General features: G+C 51.8%; 18 protein-coding genes. 4 read left to right on the top strand and 14 right to left on the bottom strand.

Annotation, left to right across the window (positions count from 1 at the left end; all coding sequences use genetic code 11):
- Window positions 1-11 precede the first annotated feature (11 nt).
- Genes ORD20_RS02300 through fliO form a run of 7 tightly spaced genes read right to left on the bottom strand, consistent with a single transcriptional unit; the run spans window position 12 to window position 4463 of the window.
- Entirely contained in the window at window positions 12-785 is a 774-nt protein-coding gene (locus ORD20_RS02300) for an FHIPEP family type III secretion protein (protein WP_430626488.1), read from the bottom strand.
- A complete protein-coding gene (locus ORD20_RS02295) occupies window positions 692-1651 on the bottom strand; it encodes an FHIPEP family type III secretion protein (protein ID WP_430626487.1) in 960 nt (319 codons plus the stop codon). Before ORD20_RS02295 ends, ORD20_RS02300 begins: the two co-directional genes overlap by 94 nt.
- Entirely contained in the window at window positions 1648-2739 is a 1092-nt protein-coding gene (locus ORD20_RS02290) for an EscU/YscU/HrcU family type III secretion system export apparatus switch protein (RefSeq protein WP_103375823.1), read from the bottom strand. The genes ORD20_RS02295 and ORD20_RS02290 overlap by 4 nt, the downstream gene beginning before the upstream one ends.
- Window positions 2736-3224 (bottom strand): flagellar biosynthetic protein FliR, encoded by a 489-nt coding sequence (locus ORD20_RS02285; RefSeq protein ID WP_430626486.1) that lies wholly within the window; start codon window positions 3222-3224, stop codon window positions 2736-2738. Before ORD20_RS02285 ends, ORD20_RS02290 begins: the two co-directional genes overlap by 4 nt.
- Window positions 3211-3336, bottom strand: a complete 126-nt coding sequence (locus tag ORD20_RS02280) for a hypothetical protein (RefSeq protein WP_430626485.1) — start codon at window positions 3334-3336, stop codon at window positions 3211-3213. The genes ORD20_RS02285 and ORD20_RS02280 overlap by 14 nt, the downstream gene beginning before the upstream one ends.
- Window positions 3337-4107 carry a flagellar type III secretion system pore protein FliP gene (fliP, locus tag ORD20_RS02275; protein ID WP_242968555.1) on the bottom strand — a complete coding sequence of 257 codons (771 nt, stop codon included), beginning with the start codon at window positions 4105-4107 and terminating at the stop codon, window positions 3337-3339. It abuts the gene before it with no gap.
- Window positions 4104-4463, bottom strand: a complete 360-nt coding sequence (gene fliO / locus ORD20_RS02270; RefSeq protein WP_242968554.1) for a flagellar biosynthetic protein FliO — start codon at window positions 4461-4463, stop codon at window positions 4104-4106. Before fliO ends, fliP begins: the two co-directional genes overlap by 4 nt.
- A 375-nt stretch (window positions 4464-4838) precedes the next feature.
- Here fliO and ORD20_RS02265 point away from each other — a divergent pair, with 375 nt between their 5' ends.
- From ORD20_RS02265 to ORD20_RS02250, 4 genes are read left to right on the top strand one after another with little or no spacing between them, the layout of a single operon-like run.
- Complete coding sequence (locus tag ORD20_RS02265) at window positions 4839-5579, top strand: GntR family transcriptional regulator (protein WP_103375820.1); 741 nt, start codon at window positions 4839-4841, stop codon at window positions 5577-5579.
- Window positions 5576-6460: a carbohydrate ABC transporter permease gene (locus tag ORD20_RS02260; protein ID WP_103375819.1), complete on the top strand. Its 885-nt coding sequence runs from the start codon at window positions 5576-5578 to the stop codon at window positions 6458-6460. The genes ORD20_RS02265 and ORD20_RS02260 overlap by 4 nt, the downstream gene beginning before the upstream one ends.
- Before the next feature lie 4 nt (window positions 6461-6464).
- Window positions 6465-7283 carry a carbohydrate ABC transporter permease gene (locus ORD20_RS02255; RefSeq protein ID WP_103375818.1) on the top strand — a complete coding sequence of 273 codons (819 nt, stop codon included), beginning with the start codon at window positions 6465-6467 and terminating at the stop codon, window positions 7281-7283.
- A 43-nt stretch (window positions 7284-7326) separates the two neighbouring features.
- Window positions 7327-8637, top strand: a complete 1311-nt coding sequence (locus ORD20_RS02250; protein ID WP_158246297.1) for an ABC transporter substrate-binding protein — start codon at window positions 7327-7329, stop codon at window positions 8635-8637.
- Window positions 8638-8886: 249 nt separating this feature from the next.
- Here the strand turns inward: ORD20_RS02250 and ORD20_RS02245 are convergent, their stop codons facing one another.
- The 7 genes from ORD20_RS02245 to ORD20_RS02215 form a co-directional block, all read right to left on the bottom strand.
- Window positions 8887-9072: a hypothetical protein gene (locus ORD20_RS02245; protein ID WP_103375816.1), complete on the bottom strand. Its 186-nt coding sequence runs from the start codon at window positions 9070-9072 to the stop codon at window positions 8887-8889.
- 224 nt (window positions 9073-9296) lie between these two features.
- Window positions 9297-9716 (bottom strand): PIN domain-containing protein, encoded by a 420-nt coding sequence (locus ORD20_RS02240; protein ID WP_103375815.1) that lies wholly within the window; start codon window positions 9714-9716, stop codon window positions 9297-9299.
- Window positions 9709-9969, bottom strand: a complete 261-nt coding sequence (locus tag ORD20_RS02235) for an AbrB/MazE/SpoVT family DNA-binding domain-containing protein (protein WP_103375814.1) — start codon at window positions 9967-9969, stop codon at window positions 9709-9711. The genes ORD20_RS02240 and ORD20_RS02235 overlap by 8 nt, the downstream gene beginning before the upstream one ends.
- A gap of 391 nt (window positions 9970-10360) precedes the next feature.
- The gene (locus tag ORD20_RS02230) at window positions 10361-11620 is read right to left on the bottom strand and encodes a flagellar hook protein FlgE (protein ID WP_103375813.1); all 1260 of its coding nucleotides are present in this window, start codon (window positions 11618-11620) and stop codon (window positions 10361-10363) included.
- A gap of 44 nt (window positions 11621-11664) precedes the next feature.
- Complete coding sequence (locus ORD20_RS02225; RefSeq protein ID WP_103375812.1) at window positions 11665-12135, bottom strand: flagellar hook associated protein; 471 nt, start codon at window positions 12133-12135, stop codon at window positions 11665-11667.
- Window positions 12135-12572, bottom strand: coding sequence for a flagellar hook capping FlgD N-terminal domain-containing protein (locus tag ORD20_RS02220; protein ID WP_103375811.1), 438 nt, complete (start codon window positions 12570-12572; stop codon window positions 12135-12137). The genes ORD20_RS02225 and ORD20_RS02220 overlap by 1 nt, the downstream gene beginning before the upstream one ends.
- Window positions 12573-12610: 38 nt before the next feature.
- A complete protein-coding gene (locus ORD20_RS02215) occupies window positions 12611-13834 on the bottom strand; it encodes a hypothetical protein (RefSeq protein ID WP_103375810.1) in 1224 nt (407 codons plus the stop codon).
- Window positions 13835-13840: the final 6 nt, after the last annotated feature.

The following is a 13840-nucleotide window of genomic DNA, read 5'->3' as shown; positions in this document are numbered from 1 at the left end:
CCATTTGGTGTTTAAAGTCCCCTGAATTTTTGCTCACATCGGTCTTGAGCCACTTTGGGATCGAGATTTAAATAGGTGCCAGTATCGGTTGTCTCCATCGCATCCTTCATGGCCTGTTCAATGCGCGGCGACAAGACCACCGCATGCAAGAAGCCTTGCTTAATCAAGGGCTCTGTAATGTGACGAGACAACTGTTGTCTTACGGCTTCAGTGAGGAGATCAGGATCGCGTGTCGTGCGGGCGCGGTCCGCCAAGGCCTCTAAAATCGTTGGCATATCGCGAATCGAGATTTTCTCTCGCAGCAAATTGGCTAACACGCGTTGGACCTCGCCTAACGTTAGCAAGTCGGGCACGAGTTCAGCCACGACCACCGGATGCGTGAGTTTCACATGGTCGAGTAATTTTTTGACATCCTCACGCCCTAAGATTTCATAGGCATGAGAACGAATGACTTCGGCCAAGTGCGTCACCAAAATGGACCCGGCATCAATCACGGTGGCCCCCGCTAATTCGGCCCGGTCTCGCGAGTCTTCGCGAATCCAATAGGCGGGCAAACCAAACACGGGGTCTTTGGTTAGAATGGCACTCTCTATCCCCAAGTCTTGTCCCCCCATCGCCAAAAAACGGTCCGGACGCACTTCCGCTACGGCGATACTGGCGCCACGAACGCGAATGCGGTATTGATTGAGACTTAAGTCCAAACTGTCACGTACCCGCACGGGAGGAATAACCAAGCCCAGCTCTGTCGTAATTTGCCGCCGCAAGGCCACAATGCGGTCGCGCAAATCCTGCCCAATAAGAAGAGCACAATCGCCACAATGTAGAGAACACGCGGTAATTGCGTTAATTGGGACAGGACATCATCGTTCAACGTTCCGGTGGCGCCCGAGCGCGTCACTAAAATACCGGTCGCGGTCGACAGCAACAAGGCAGGGATTTGCGTGGTGATACCTTCGCCAATGGTGAGAATCGTGTACGTATTCAGCGCAACGCCTATCGCCAAATGCCGTTCAGACAGCCCAATAATTAAGCCACCCACGATATTAATCAGCACGATAATAATGCCCGCAATCGCATCGCCGCGCACAAATTTGGATGCCCCATCCATTGCTCCATAAAAGTCCGCTTCGCGCTCAATGTCGGCGCGCCGTTGTTTCGCTTCGGCTTCTCGTATCATCCCGCTATTGAGTTCCGCGTCCACGGCCATCTGTTTTCCGGGCATCGCATCTAAGGTAAACCGCGCTGCCACCTCACTGACCCGTTCCGCGCCACGCGTGATCACCATAAACTGAATGACGATCAAAATAATGAAAATGATAATCCCCACGACGACATTGTCGCCCACAACCATGCGCCCAAAGGTCTGAATGACCGAGCCAGGATTGCCTTCTAGTAAAATCAGGCGCGTCGCCGTCACTTCGAGCGCCAACCGGAATAACGTCGTTAACAGCAAGAGTGATGGAAAGACGGACAACTCGAGCACTTGGTTGATAAACATCGTGGATACCAAGACCGCAATCGACAAGCCAATATTAATGAGCAAAAAGAAATCTAAGAGCCAAGGAGGAATCGGGATCACGAGCATTAAAATCGCAATGACGGCGGCGACAGGAACAAAGGCTTCTTTGAGGATCGCTCGACTGAACTTCATGGCTCACGCCTCCCCATGGGACGCCCCTGACGCTTGCGTATCAAAAACGCTAAAATATCTGCAACGGCTTGGTAATGCTCTTCCAAAATCGCCTGCCCAATGGGCAATTCGTAGAGGGAACGCGCCAGCGGAGGATTTTCAACAATAGGCACTTCATAGCGCATGGCCATGTCGCGAATATTTTTGGCGGTGCCATCAACCCCTTTAGCCACGACAATAGGGGCTGCCATCTTTTTTTCGTCCCATTGCAAAGCCACTGCATAATGCGTGGGATTTGTCACGACCACTTGCGCATTTTTTACCTGACGCACGCCCGACCGCCAAATCCGCCGCGCCAGTTCTCGGCGTTTGCCTTTGACACGAGGATCCCCCTCGGTATTCTTGAACTCGTCCCGAACCTCTTGGGTCGTCATGCGAATCTTTTGCTGAAACGCATAAGACTGATATCCCATATCCGCAATGCCAATGATAAAAAACGCTAAAGACATTAACAGCAATACTTGCCCCATCATACTTAAAGCCGAATGTAAGGCGCCTCCCAAAGATTCAGCCATCAAGCCCGCATAATCCGCCACTTGGCGGTGAATCAACCACGCCGCAAGCGAACCCATGATGGCAATTTTTAAGACGCCCTTGCCGAGCTGCCACATACTGTCTTGGGAAAAGAGGCGCTTTAAACCTTCAACGGGATTAATCTTCGTAAAATCCGCCTTCAAACCACTAAACGACAGACGAAAGCCTTTCTCCAAACTGCTCGCAAAGAGCCCCGCGATAACCAGCGGTAGAGTGATGGGCAGCAAAATGCGAATCATGATGGCAAAAGCTTCAATCCACGCTTGCCCTAACGCATTGGCGGGGTTTGCCGACAACTGCAACACCATGGACTCTAGAAATCCTAATTGGGATCCTGCCCATGGCAAATAATGGCCGATCATCAAGAACCCGACAAACAAGCCTAAAGCCGCTTGAAAATCCGGGCTTTTCCAACTCTGGCCTTGTTTTTGTATTTCTTGCTTTTTATGGGGTGTCGCTTGGTGGCTCTTCTCTCCCGCCGACGCATAATAAATACGCCCAGCTATTGCTGTCACGGCTTTCCCTCCAATAACGCTAAAAGCCGACTCACATCGGTAAACGCCTGGTCCCAAAAACTTGGTAAGATTCCCATCAACAACGGCAACATGGCCGCAAACACCAAGAGGCTAACGCCAAAATTGACCGGCAATGAAAGATAGTAGGCGTTCATTTGTGGAAACGCCCGCGACATAATGCCGACCGCCATGTTGACAATAAAGCCCGCCAATAGCAAAGGAAACGCGACTAATAACGTCATCGTCAACGCGCTCGTCATGAGTCCCGTGACAAACGATAAAGCGGGTAGAGGAAGTGCCATAATATTGAGCCCAATGGCCCGAAAGCTTGCATGCAACGCGATCACCGAGAGTTCCAGCCCCCCAGTCGCCACAAAGACGAAGAGGGCTAAGAGACTTTGCCATTCCGAGAGAAAAGAGCCATTTTCGTCGAGCCCAGGATTTGACGCAATCGCCAAGCCCAGACCCAATTCATACGTGACCACCAAAGAGCCCCACCAACAGTCCCACCAATAGCGACGCCACGAGAACGGGCCCCAAAATGATACCCGTAGTGAGCATCGCCGACTGACTCAATGCAATGGCATGATCAAACATTTATCGCACCCCATGAAAGGACAACACTAAAGACTGCACCACTAAGCTCCAGCCATTAGCAAGAACAAACAGCAACAATTTCAAAGGCAAAGAAATCAATGTCGGCGGCACCATCATCATTCCGAGTGACATGAGTACCGTGGAAACAACCAAATCCACAATGACAAACGGAATAAAGATATAGACTCCAATTTCAAACGCTGTTTTCAGCTCCGAAATGATAAACGCCGGAATCAATGCCACAGTCGGCACCTGACTAAGACTTTTGGGGGGAGGCAGATGATCGAGTCGCAAGAATAAGGCGATATCCGTCGGACGCGTTTGTTGATACATGAAAAGACGCAAAGGGCCAAGAGCTTTATTGGAGGCCTGAATAAGACCCATATGGCCATGCATATAGGGGATCAGGGCTTGGTGGTCAATTTGTTGAAAGGTAGGCGCCATAATGAAAAAAGTGAGAAACAACGCCAACCCGATCAGCACCTGATTAGGGGGCGTCTGTTGCAACCCCAGCGCACTGCGTACAAAAGCCAAGACGGTAATGACACGCGTAAATGCGGTCATTGTCAAGAGCAAGGCAGGCACAAATGACAACAACGTTAATAAAGCTAAAATACTGATGACTTGAGAGGGAGAGCTTCCTCCATGCGTGTTAAGCGTCACTGAGGGAATCGACAGACTACTTTGGGCAAAGGCCTGTGGACCCGTCGAGATAAGGATGAGGACAGCCCCCAGGCCTCCCCACCAACGCGACAAACGGCGGCTTCTCACGACTTGCCCTCACCTCGGCGCAACTTGCGCCACAGCTCCTCGGCAAATGGCGGCAAAGTGGTTGAGACGACACGACTCGCCGTGGGTGCTTGCCTCGTAATCGCGTCCGCGTCCACTTCCATCAATAAAGAGACCGTTTGTTCCGTGACACCGAGTGCCACCGTCTTATCCGCGATTTGCACCAGCGCAATGCCGCGTTTAGGCCCTAATGGGAGATAATCTATTTGCTCCAAGTACTGGGCATGGCTAACCTTGCCCCAGCCCATCTTCTTTAGTAGGCGGGCAGCAACATACGCCAAGCCAACCACTAAAATCATCGCCCATAAAAAATTAAAAAACAGGCCTAACGAATTCAAAGAATGCCCCCCTAGCTAGGGCATATTATATAAAGAACCAAATCTCGACACGAAACAACAAGACGCATTTAATCGAAAAAATTTTCGACAGCATTCCCTAGGCCCCAAGCCATATATATTTAGAAGATTTCGTGCGTAGTCTTGAGGTCACTCTCTTCCGCCAAATCCCCGCCCATCGTCTCGCCCATTCATTGAATGTCTTGCAATCCCTCGCATACGTTCTCTGATTCCCGTATACCAACCCTATCGCCTTGGTGTCTATATACGGCAAAACCTCCAAATATTTTTGCAAAAACCAACAAAATCTCTTGCATTTTTCGTCAGTAAAGGCGTTATAATCGAGTCGTAAAACGTCTTACCTTAGGAGGGTTGTCATTGACCAGTCGCTTCGTTCCCCGCCAGCGTCTCGCTCGGGAAAGCATTGAAGCACTGCTATCAACCATGAGCGCTGGCAGCAAGCTCCCTTCCGAGGAACAACTGGCCAAGCAACTAGGCATTAGTCGACCGACCATTCGTTCAGCACTCAGCGCGCTGGAACAAGAGGGTCTCATTGTTCGTCGCCATGGCGTTGGAACGTTTGCCTCCACGCCTCACACCGACATGGACGCTTCGTTACAGGTGTTAAACAGCGTGGCGGATATTGTCCGCAACAACGGTTATACACCCGCCGTGACCGACGTCCATATCACCTCGGTGTCCCTGCCGACCGCGGTATGTGATGCCTTGTTGCTCCCGACAGCGACCCCAGGATTTCGCGTCGTGCGGACAGTGACAGCCGATGGCCAACCCGCGGTGTTTCTAGTGGACTATCTGCCAGAAACGATTGGGAAAATTTCGGTAGACTTATCTGTTTTTTCTGATAAAATGATCGCCGCTTTAGCGCATTTGGGTGTTTTCATCTTATATGCGCGCACCCATCTCAGTATTCAACGAAGTACAGCCGAAGCGGCTGAAGCGCTGAATATCGCCACAGGCGATCCCGTCTTGTATCTTCAGCAAGTAGCTTATACAACGGACCACACACCAGCGATATACAGCATTGGCTATCACCGTGAAGGCGTTATCACGTATACCTTAACCCGGTACGCGGACGTATCAGAAAGGGCCGAGCCGTGAAAACCATCAAACATTCGCCGCCGCATAAAGGATTTTGGTATCTATTGCCAGCGCTAATTATTTTGGGTGTCTTCTGGATGATCCCATTGGTGATGGTTTTTGGTTATAGCTTCTTTCATTTTATCTATGGCACACATCCTCACTTTGTTGGCTTGTCACAATATCAACAATTATTCACCTCCAGTCTTTTTTGGTTGTCATTACGCACCACCTTGATTTTCGCGGCAGCGGTTGTAATCGGGGGGAGTGCCATTTCTTTGCTTTTCGCGGTTCTCTTGTTTCGCGGCATCCGTGCCGTAGGCCTTTTTCGCGCCTTGTTTTTTCTGCCCTATGTGATGCCAGTGGTTGCCACGTCAACGGTATGGCTCTGGATGTACCAGCCCTCGGTTGGCGTCATCGACCGTATCTTCGCAATGGTAGGACTGCCAGGCAATATTGGCTGGGTAAATGAGCCGCGGTTGGCGCTGATCAGCTTGATTATCTATACCATCTGGTTCAGTTTTGGATTTACCATGCTTCTTTTCATGGCAGGACTGACTAATATCTCTAGGGAATTGTTAGAGGCTGCAGAGGTGGATGGCGCAAGTCCCTGGCGGCAGTTTTGGAGCATTACGTGGCCTCTATTGTCTCCAACGACCCTGTTTGTGGTGGTCATCAATACGATTAACGCCTTCCAAACCTTTACGCAAATCTACGCCCTGACACGAGGCGGACCCGTAAATGGCACCACCACGCTGACGTATTTGATTTATGAAACAGCTTTTAATTACTTTCACTTTGGCGGGGCCTCGGCGACTGCCGTGGTATTCTTCCTGTTGATTCTGGCGCTGACCGGGTTGCAGTTCTGGATATCCCGCAAAGCGGTCTATTACGGAGGCTAAAAACATGGTTCACGGCCGTCGCCTGCTTGTTTATGCGTTCTTGATTATCAGTGCGGTCATCACCTTGTTTCCGATTTGGTGGATATTCGCCACGTCTTTAGAAACCGCCGCGCGTGCCTATTCGTTTCCTGGAGCGCTCATTCCGCAAGGGATTTTGTCGAACTACCAAGCCGCCTGGCGTCTTGCCCCTTGGCTCCGGTTTCTATTGAACTCGCTTGGCATTGGCATCGCCACCACCGTACTCGCTTTGGGCACGTCATTACTGGCGGCGTATGGCATTGTGTATCTGCCGGGACGCTTTAGTAAAGTCGTGCTCGGGCTGATTCTGGCCACTATGATGATCCCTTTTTACTCCATATTAGTCCCTGACTACTTAATCGTTCGCGACCTCGGTTGGCTCAATACCTATGCGGCTCAAATCGTTCCGTTCGCGGCCAATGGCTTTGCCGTCTTTATGTTAGTGCAATTTATGCGCCAGCTGCCCAAAGAACTCCGCGATGCGGCTCGGATTGACGGCATTGGTGATTGGGGCTATCTGTGGCAGATTGTGGTTCCCAACTTAGGCCCGGCGTTAGCGACCGTTAGCATCTATTTATTTCTCTTGAGCTGGAATGCCTTTCTCTGGCCGCTTATTGTTACGACCGGCCCGAGCGTCCAACCTATCCAAGTTGGCCTCGCCGATTTTCTGTCCACCGCCAACGGTACCGATTGGACGGTGTTGTCGGCCGCGGCCGCCATCACGACCTTGCCTGTATTGATTTTGTACATCATCGCACAGCGTCAAATTGTGGAATCTGTCAGTCAAACAGGTATTAAGGGATAGAACTTCGAACACAATCGATAGAGACGATATGAGGAGGGTTTTTATGAAACCGAATACCAAAATCCGCTGGGCCGCGTCCGCTGCGGGAGCCGCTGTCCTGGCGGCAGGATTGGCGGGATGTGGCCAATCGACAGCCACCCCGTCCACGCCCAAAAACAATGCTCCGGTCACTATCACATTTTGGAACGAAATGACGGGCCCCTATGAGACAGCCTTAGCCGGCGAAATTCAGCAATTTCACAAGCTTCACCCTAACATTACCGTCAAAGATGTGGTCGTCCCCAACGACGCCGCCTTAGAGCCTAAGCTCCTCTCCGCTGTCGTCGGGCAAAATCCTCCGACAATCTCCCAAATGAATCCTCCCTGGGCGACCGGCTTTATCCAGACCGGCAGCTTGGTGAACTTAAGCCCATTGATTGCCGGATCGCATGGCTTCTCGTTATCGCCTTTTTATCCCAACATGCTCAAACCCGGCAAATGGCCAGGCGGCCAGCAATATCTGATGCCGTTCAATCTGGGTGCTGCCATTATGTACTATAATAAGGCCGCTTTTCAGGCTGCCGGCATTACCCATCCCCCGACCACTTGGGCTGAATTTGCCCAAGACAGCGCAAAATTATCTGGCCCGGGCAAGCAAGCGTTTGCCATCACCCTCGTGCATACCTATCCATGGTTGGCATTCTTTGACCAAGCGGGTGGCAATTTTGTTGGTAAGAATGGCGAACCCAATCCTGCCGCATTCGCTGCCAATGGGCCTGCGGTCAAAGCGCTTACGCTTTGGAGCAATATGGTCAAGAACGGCTCAGCCGTGCTGACCCACGGATACGCCTCACAAACCGATTTTGCCAATGAAACCAGTTCGATATTGATTGGCACCACGGGCTTTTACCCCTATTTAGACCAAGCTGTCGCCAACAAATTCCCGATTGGTGAGGCTCCGCTGCCGGCTGACAAGATCGCAGCGACAAGCTTATTTGGTGGTTACCTCGGCATGTTTTCCAAAGCGACCCCAGCACAGCAATCGGCGGCATTTGCGTTCATTAAATACCTCACATCCAAAGCGGGGCAATTATACTGGATGGAGAAAAGCGAAGGATACCTCCCGGTTCGTAGCGACGTAGCACAGGCCGCGCAGTCCTTCTTAAACACCCATCCAGCCCAGCAAGTATCCTTAAGCGTGCTCCCCAACGCCATCGCTGAACCCAAGGTCGCTTGGTGGGACGAGTTCTCCCATGAGGTCTTGCTCAATGCCATTACGGCCGTGTTAATCAACAAAGAAACGCCTCAAGCCGCCATGCACAGTGCATATCAGCAAGCGGTGGCCCTGGCGCAAAAAGACGGAACGTACCAGTAATCACGACACCTACATCAAGCACCGAACGGGTAATACTTCTCGTTCCTGGTCGGTCTAAAAAGCCCGTGGCACTATGCCATGGGCTTTTTTTCTAGCACAATACCAACCCTTTCGTATCTCGGTCAGTTGGGACTCGTATTGCTCTACAATAATTGGGAAAAATTCGGAGGAAATTTGGTACAGATGAAAAGCCCGACGACATATGCTGCAAATAATTCTCTCATAAAAAGCGGCGAAGACAGTAGCCCATTAGCGCCGTAAGACGGACCACGCAATGGAGATGAGTATCAAGGCCGTTAACCCCCACCGCACAATCCATGGCCACCCAGGCCCCGTAGACTTCCAGCCCCCACGATGATGACGCATAGCTGGCCACACGCTTGCGCCTAAAATCGCAACGAAAAGTACTATGACGCCTATCACGGTAGCCTGCATAAGCTATCTCCCTCATTCAGTGAGCTTAACACGGCGACGCCTCCTTGGCGGGTAGCCGCGTCAAAGAGCCTTTTTGTTACGGTCTTACTTTCTTTGAGTCGAAGTACGAAGTACGGCCTTTTCCGATCGATGCTGGAAAGATGGGAAAAATCATGCCCAAAAAAGGCCCAGATGCTGCATCAACGACGCCAGACGAAATCGGACCGTCGCTCTCCTTGACGAGGTTAGTCGGCACGCTTAGGGTGAATTCCCCCCGCAGCCACCATCGCGTGGTCGAAAGTGTAGACGGGGATTTCCGGCGAATATGCGAGTAGAAGACAGTCCACCCAGTCGAGATGTGTTTCCTCAAATTGGTGGAGTGCTTTAAGTACCACGTCGAGGTCTACAACTTCTACACCCTCCAATGCAAAAAACCCACGTAGGACGTCTGCCACCTGTCGTCGTGAATAAGCTGCCAGTCTAGGCGACGTGAGAACGTATATCACCTCAGCGCATACGACTGGATGGATTACTGCAGTGAGTTCTGCTCGCGATGCCCGGTCGAATATCGCCTTTGCAGAGCAGGCCTGGTCCTCCGGTTCCCCTAAGAGAAGGCGCAGAATCACATTAGCGTCAACATGAGCACGACGAGCCTCCTTAGCCATCGGAATGCCCTTCTTTGAGCTTGTCGACCAAGTGGTCCTGATAGTCTTGACGCGCCTCCTTTACATTGACCGACTTGGGCATCCGAAGAATACCAAGAAGGTCAGATGTGGTACGGGCAGGCACGGGAGTCAGAACTACCTTTCCCTCTTGCATGTCAAATACTACTCGGTCACCTGGGCCAATCCCGAGTATATCGCGAAATTCCTTCGGCAGAACTACCTGACCCTTTGGACCAATGCGCGACATAGCCATGGACGTATCACCTCTTACTCAGTGTATTACTATTTTCGAACCTGTGCCACCATATAACAAGAGTCATACCATATTGCTTTTTAACATAATAATTCACCAGAACCCAACTAAATGCGTGCAGCATGATCCGTCACATGGAGTCATTATTGTGTTGACGAGCAGTCCCCAATCATCATTATTTGTGTCTTAGGTGCATAGGGTTAGGTATTTATTTTTCTTTTTCGGCTGATTATATATGATGCTGGTTTTATGGGAAAGAACCCGAGACAGGCGACGCGCTAAAGCATCCTTCACTAAAGGATAGCGTGTCAACAGAATAGAAAAGCAGACACCCATGCAAAAGCCTGGCCGTTAGCCAGGCTTTTCTTGGTAATTGAAGCGCCTTGAGCGGTTACGGCGCGATGGTATTGACCAATGTCGTATCCAGGGCTTGCGCAACCGATATCACCTTGGCATTCGCTTGATAGCCTTGTTGGGCCATAATCATATTGACAAACTGGTTGGCCAAACTCACATTCGATTCTTCGACGGATCCGCCAGCAATGGACCCAAAGTTCCCAGACGCGGGCTGACCTACCTGCGGCGTACCTGAGTTCGCTGATTGTTGCCACATCGTGTTCCCGACATTGACCAGACCCGCGTTATTGCTAAAGTTGGCCAAAGCCACTTGCGCAATAGGCTGCGTTTGCCCATTCGAAAAGGTTCCGGTAATGACGCCATCGGAGCCAACCGTATAGTTGGAGAGGCTGCCTTGGGGATAGCCGTTGGCACTGGCTGTCAATTGCGTGCTGGCGGCGTCCCCAGTCATTCCGCTTAAATTGATGTTAAAGGTCTGCGGACTCGTCGAACCATCCGTAGTGGTTAACGACACCGCCAAGGTCTGTCCCGATGTGATGGCGCCGGTCGGACCAAAGGTGACCGTGCCGCTTCCGAGCGACGTCGTACTAGGCGGTGCAGTGACTGTTGCTGTCCAGCTGGTCCCATTTCCTGAGGAGACCGTTGGATTGCTAAAGTTGATGGCCAGCGTCACCGGATTGCCCAGTGAATCGTAAACGGTCAAAGGCACTGTGCGCTCGGTATTCGTTCCAGCTGGTGCCGATGCTAACGCCGCATTAAGGTTTCCTGTCACCGTCGCACTACTCGTAGCGCTTGGTGGCATCGTCATGCCGGGTTGAATCACGATCGCACCAATATTTCCCGCCGATTCACCGGTGAGCTTGCCATTCACCGCGGTCCACCCCTGGACTAATCCCCCTTGGGGATTGACCAACTGGCCTTGAGCATCGAGCGTAAAGTCTCCCGCGCGCGTATATTGAATGCCTTGAGGAGACCTGACCACAAAAAAGCCGTTGCCTTGAATGGCCATATTTGTCGCAATGCCCGTTGTTTGCAAACTTCCTTGGCTCATGTTGACATTGACACCATCAACCCCAACCGCGGCCCCTGCCGAAATTTGCTCCGGGTTGGTCCCCCCCAGCGTAGCCGTCGGAGCAGTTCCTCCCGACAGCGTCTCCTCCATCGCCTGTCCAAACGTGACATGACTGCTCTTGTAACCGGTAGTGTTAGCGTTCGCAATATTTTCAGACACCACTCCTAATAAGGCCTGTTCCGCGTTAAGACCCGATATCGCTGCGTAAAGACTGCCTGACATAATATCTCCTCCATTGTCCTATAACGAGTCGCCGTTCTTCTCCATCACGTTTCAGGATTTGTAATTAAACTCCAATGCGGCGCGGCGGCGGTTCCGTCAGTCGTTCGGGAACCCGAAGCTTCCTCTATCTCTTGGTGCGAGGTCCGGCTTATATAGACCACTGCGTCGACTTGCGTAATCACTTTCATTCCGTCGGTGGGCGGGTGAATGCTGGTAATGACGGTTCGCGCCGGCGGTGAGACAATATAAATATCGTTTCCCAAGATAATGGCTGCTTGCTTCGATCCTTTGCTATCGACAGCAGTCATCGCTTCACCCAAGCGCTTTGTATCCGCTTCTGATAAGGTCATGTGCCGTGCCTGCATCCGGGACATGGCATGCTGACTCAATGTCACGCGTTCTTGCACCAGGGCTTGAAAGTTAACACCCGTTGCCGAGGCACGGCCTGGTCCACCTTCTTGGGGAACAGCCGTGGCAGAGGGCCCCAAGATGGCACTGGGGTGATGAATCCCCATTAGTTCTGCACCTCTGTAATGTCTGAAATCGGCACAGTTCCCACCCCGTTGATATCGGCCATCAAGCTTTGTCCTTGTTGGGATACCGCGCTCACGGTGCCAGAGCCTTGAGTGGTCGTGACCGTTTTGCCAATTAATTGAGCCATAGCCACGACAGGGTTTTGTTGCTGTAAGGTTGAGAGAATGCTATTTAACGTGGATGTTTGGGTTGTGGTTGCCGCCAATGCCGAAAATTGGGCAAGCTGCGCCACAAACTGCGTATTATCCATCGGTTGCAAAGGATTTTGATACTGCAGTTCGGCCGACAACAGTGTCAAAAAAGCCGATTCCCCCAAGTTGCTGGAGGGCGACGAAGAAGGCGCCGTAGCTGAACCGGTCGCTTGTGACGATGCCTGTGGGGTAAGCAGAGACGAAAGGCTATTCACCGTTGAAGACATGCTTTAAACCACTCCTCTCACAATATTTCTTTGACCAATCATACGCGGTAATCAATGCCGTCTAAGGTCATCGCGGCCGACCCCCAGGGCGACGCGGCACCAACCGACGGGCTTCGTCGCACGAGGTCATATCCATCCCGTCCCTGTGTCTCGGATCCGCTCTGACTCCCACTTTGTCCGGTGCTCGATTGGCCCAAAAATACAGACACTTGCTGCACCGGTACCGCATTGGCCGTCACGGTTTGCCCTGGTGAGAAAGCTTGGGCAATAGTGCCTGCCCAATTGGAAGACGCCACTTGAAAATCCACTTTCCACGCATTATGCAAGGCGGTCAGCGTTATGACTAAGGGCTCGGGATTTTTCGGTACCGTCACCAACCATTTGCTGCTAGAGGCTCCAGCACCTTTCCAATGAATAGGTCGAATCACCCAGCCCTTAGCTGGATGCGGCTCCAAGGCCCCTTGGTTGACAGCCCTGTGCACGGCTTGAAACGTAGACGGTTTGGCCACCACATGTTTTGCAAAGGACTCCATTCCAAGCACAATGGGACTCGTCAAATCTTTCCCCGACGGCGCTTCTTGTTTTGATACCGTGCGAGACGCACCGTGGCTGACAACGGTATGATTGCCGCCCTTGGTCTGGGCACGATAAATCAAGCGTCCGGGGGTCTGCGGCATGGTAATAGCCTCGTCGGAACTTTGCTTCTGACCCCGGGCCACTTGCATATGCAATGGTAGCGACTCACGCCTTAACGGGGTCGTGGTCGTCTTGGCTTGCATGGGCGATGACGCCGCAACCGTGTCAAGACGGTTTGGCTCCTCTGTGCGGTGGCCTGGGATATTCGCATCAGAAGGACCCCCGCCTGGTAAGGGGAGCGTGGGCACCGGAAGACTCATTGTCAAGTCTTGCGCCTTCTTAGTCTTAGAATGCTTATTCTTCGTATCGTCTGAGCTAAAAGAAGACGTTTTGGGCGATGCCTTCGAAGAATGGGGATGAGACGACGCATTAGACTTTGCTTTAGGCCTTTTCTCATGGCTAATCCCAACTCGAGCACTATAATCTTCTTTCACCATTTTCACCAGCACTCGTTTGGCTTTGACGTCCACGGCGACCGGCACATGAAAAGCCGCGGCCTTTTTTTGAGGCGCCTTGTTTGTGCGCACCATTTGGGCAAATCGCCCCGGACTCCTATCCTTATGCACAGGGCCTTCCTTTCCCTGACGCGTAGGTACCTCGGGCAATTCAGGAACCATGTTAATCATTTGGAC

The sequence above is a fragment of the Sulfobacillus thermotolerans genome, assembly GCF_039623705.1.
Classification (GTDB): Bacteria; Bacillota; Sulfobacillia; order Sulfobacillales; family Sulfobacillaceae; genus Sulfobacillus; species Sulfobacillus thermotolerans.
The sequence above is the reverse complement of the archived record's forward strand: the minus strand, read 5'-3'. Positions and strand labels throughout refer to the sequence as shown.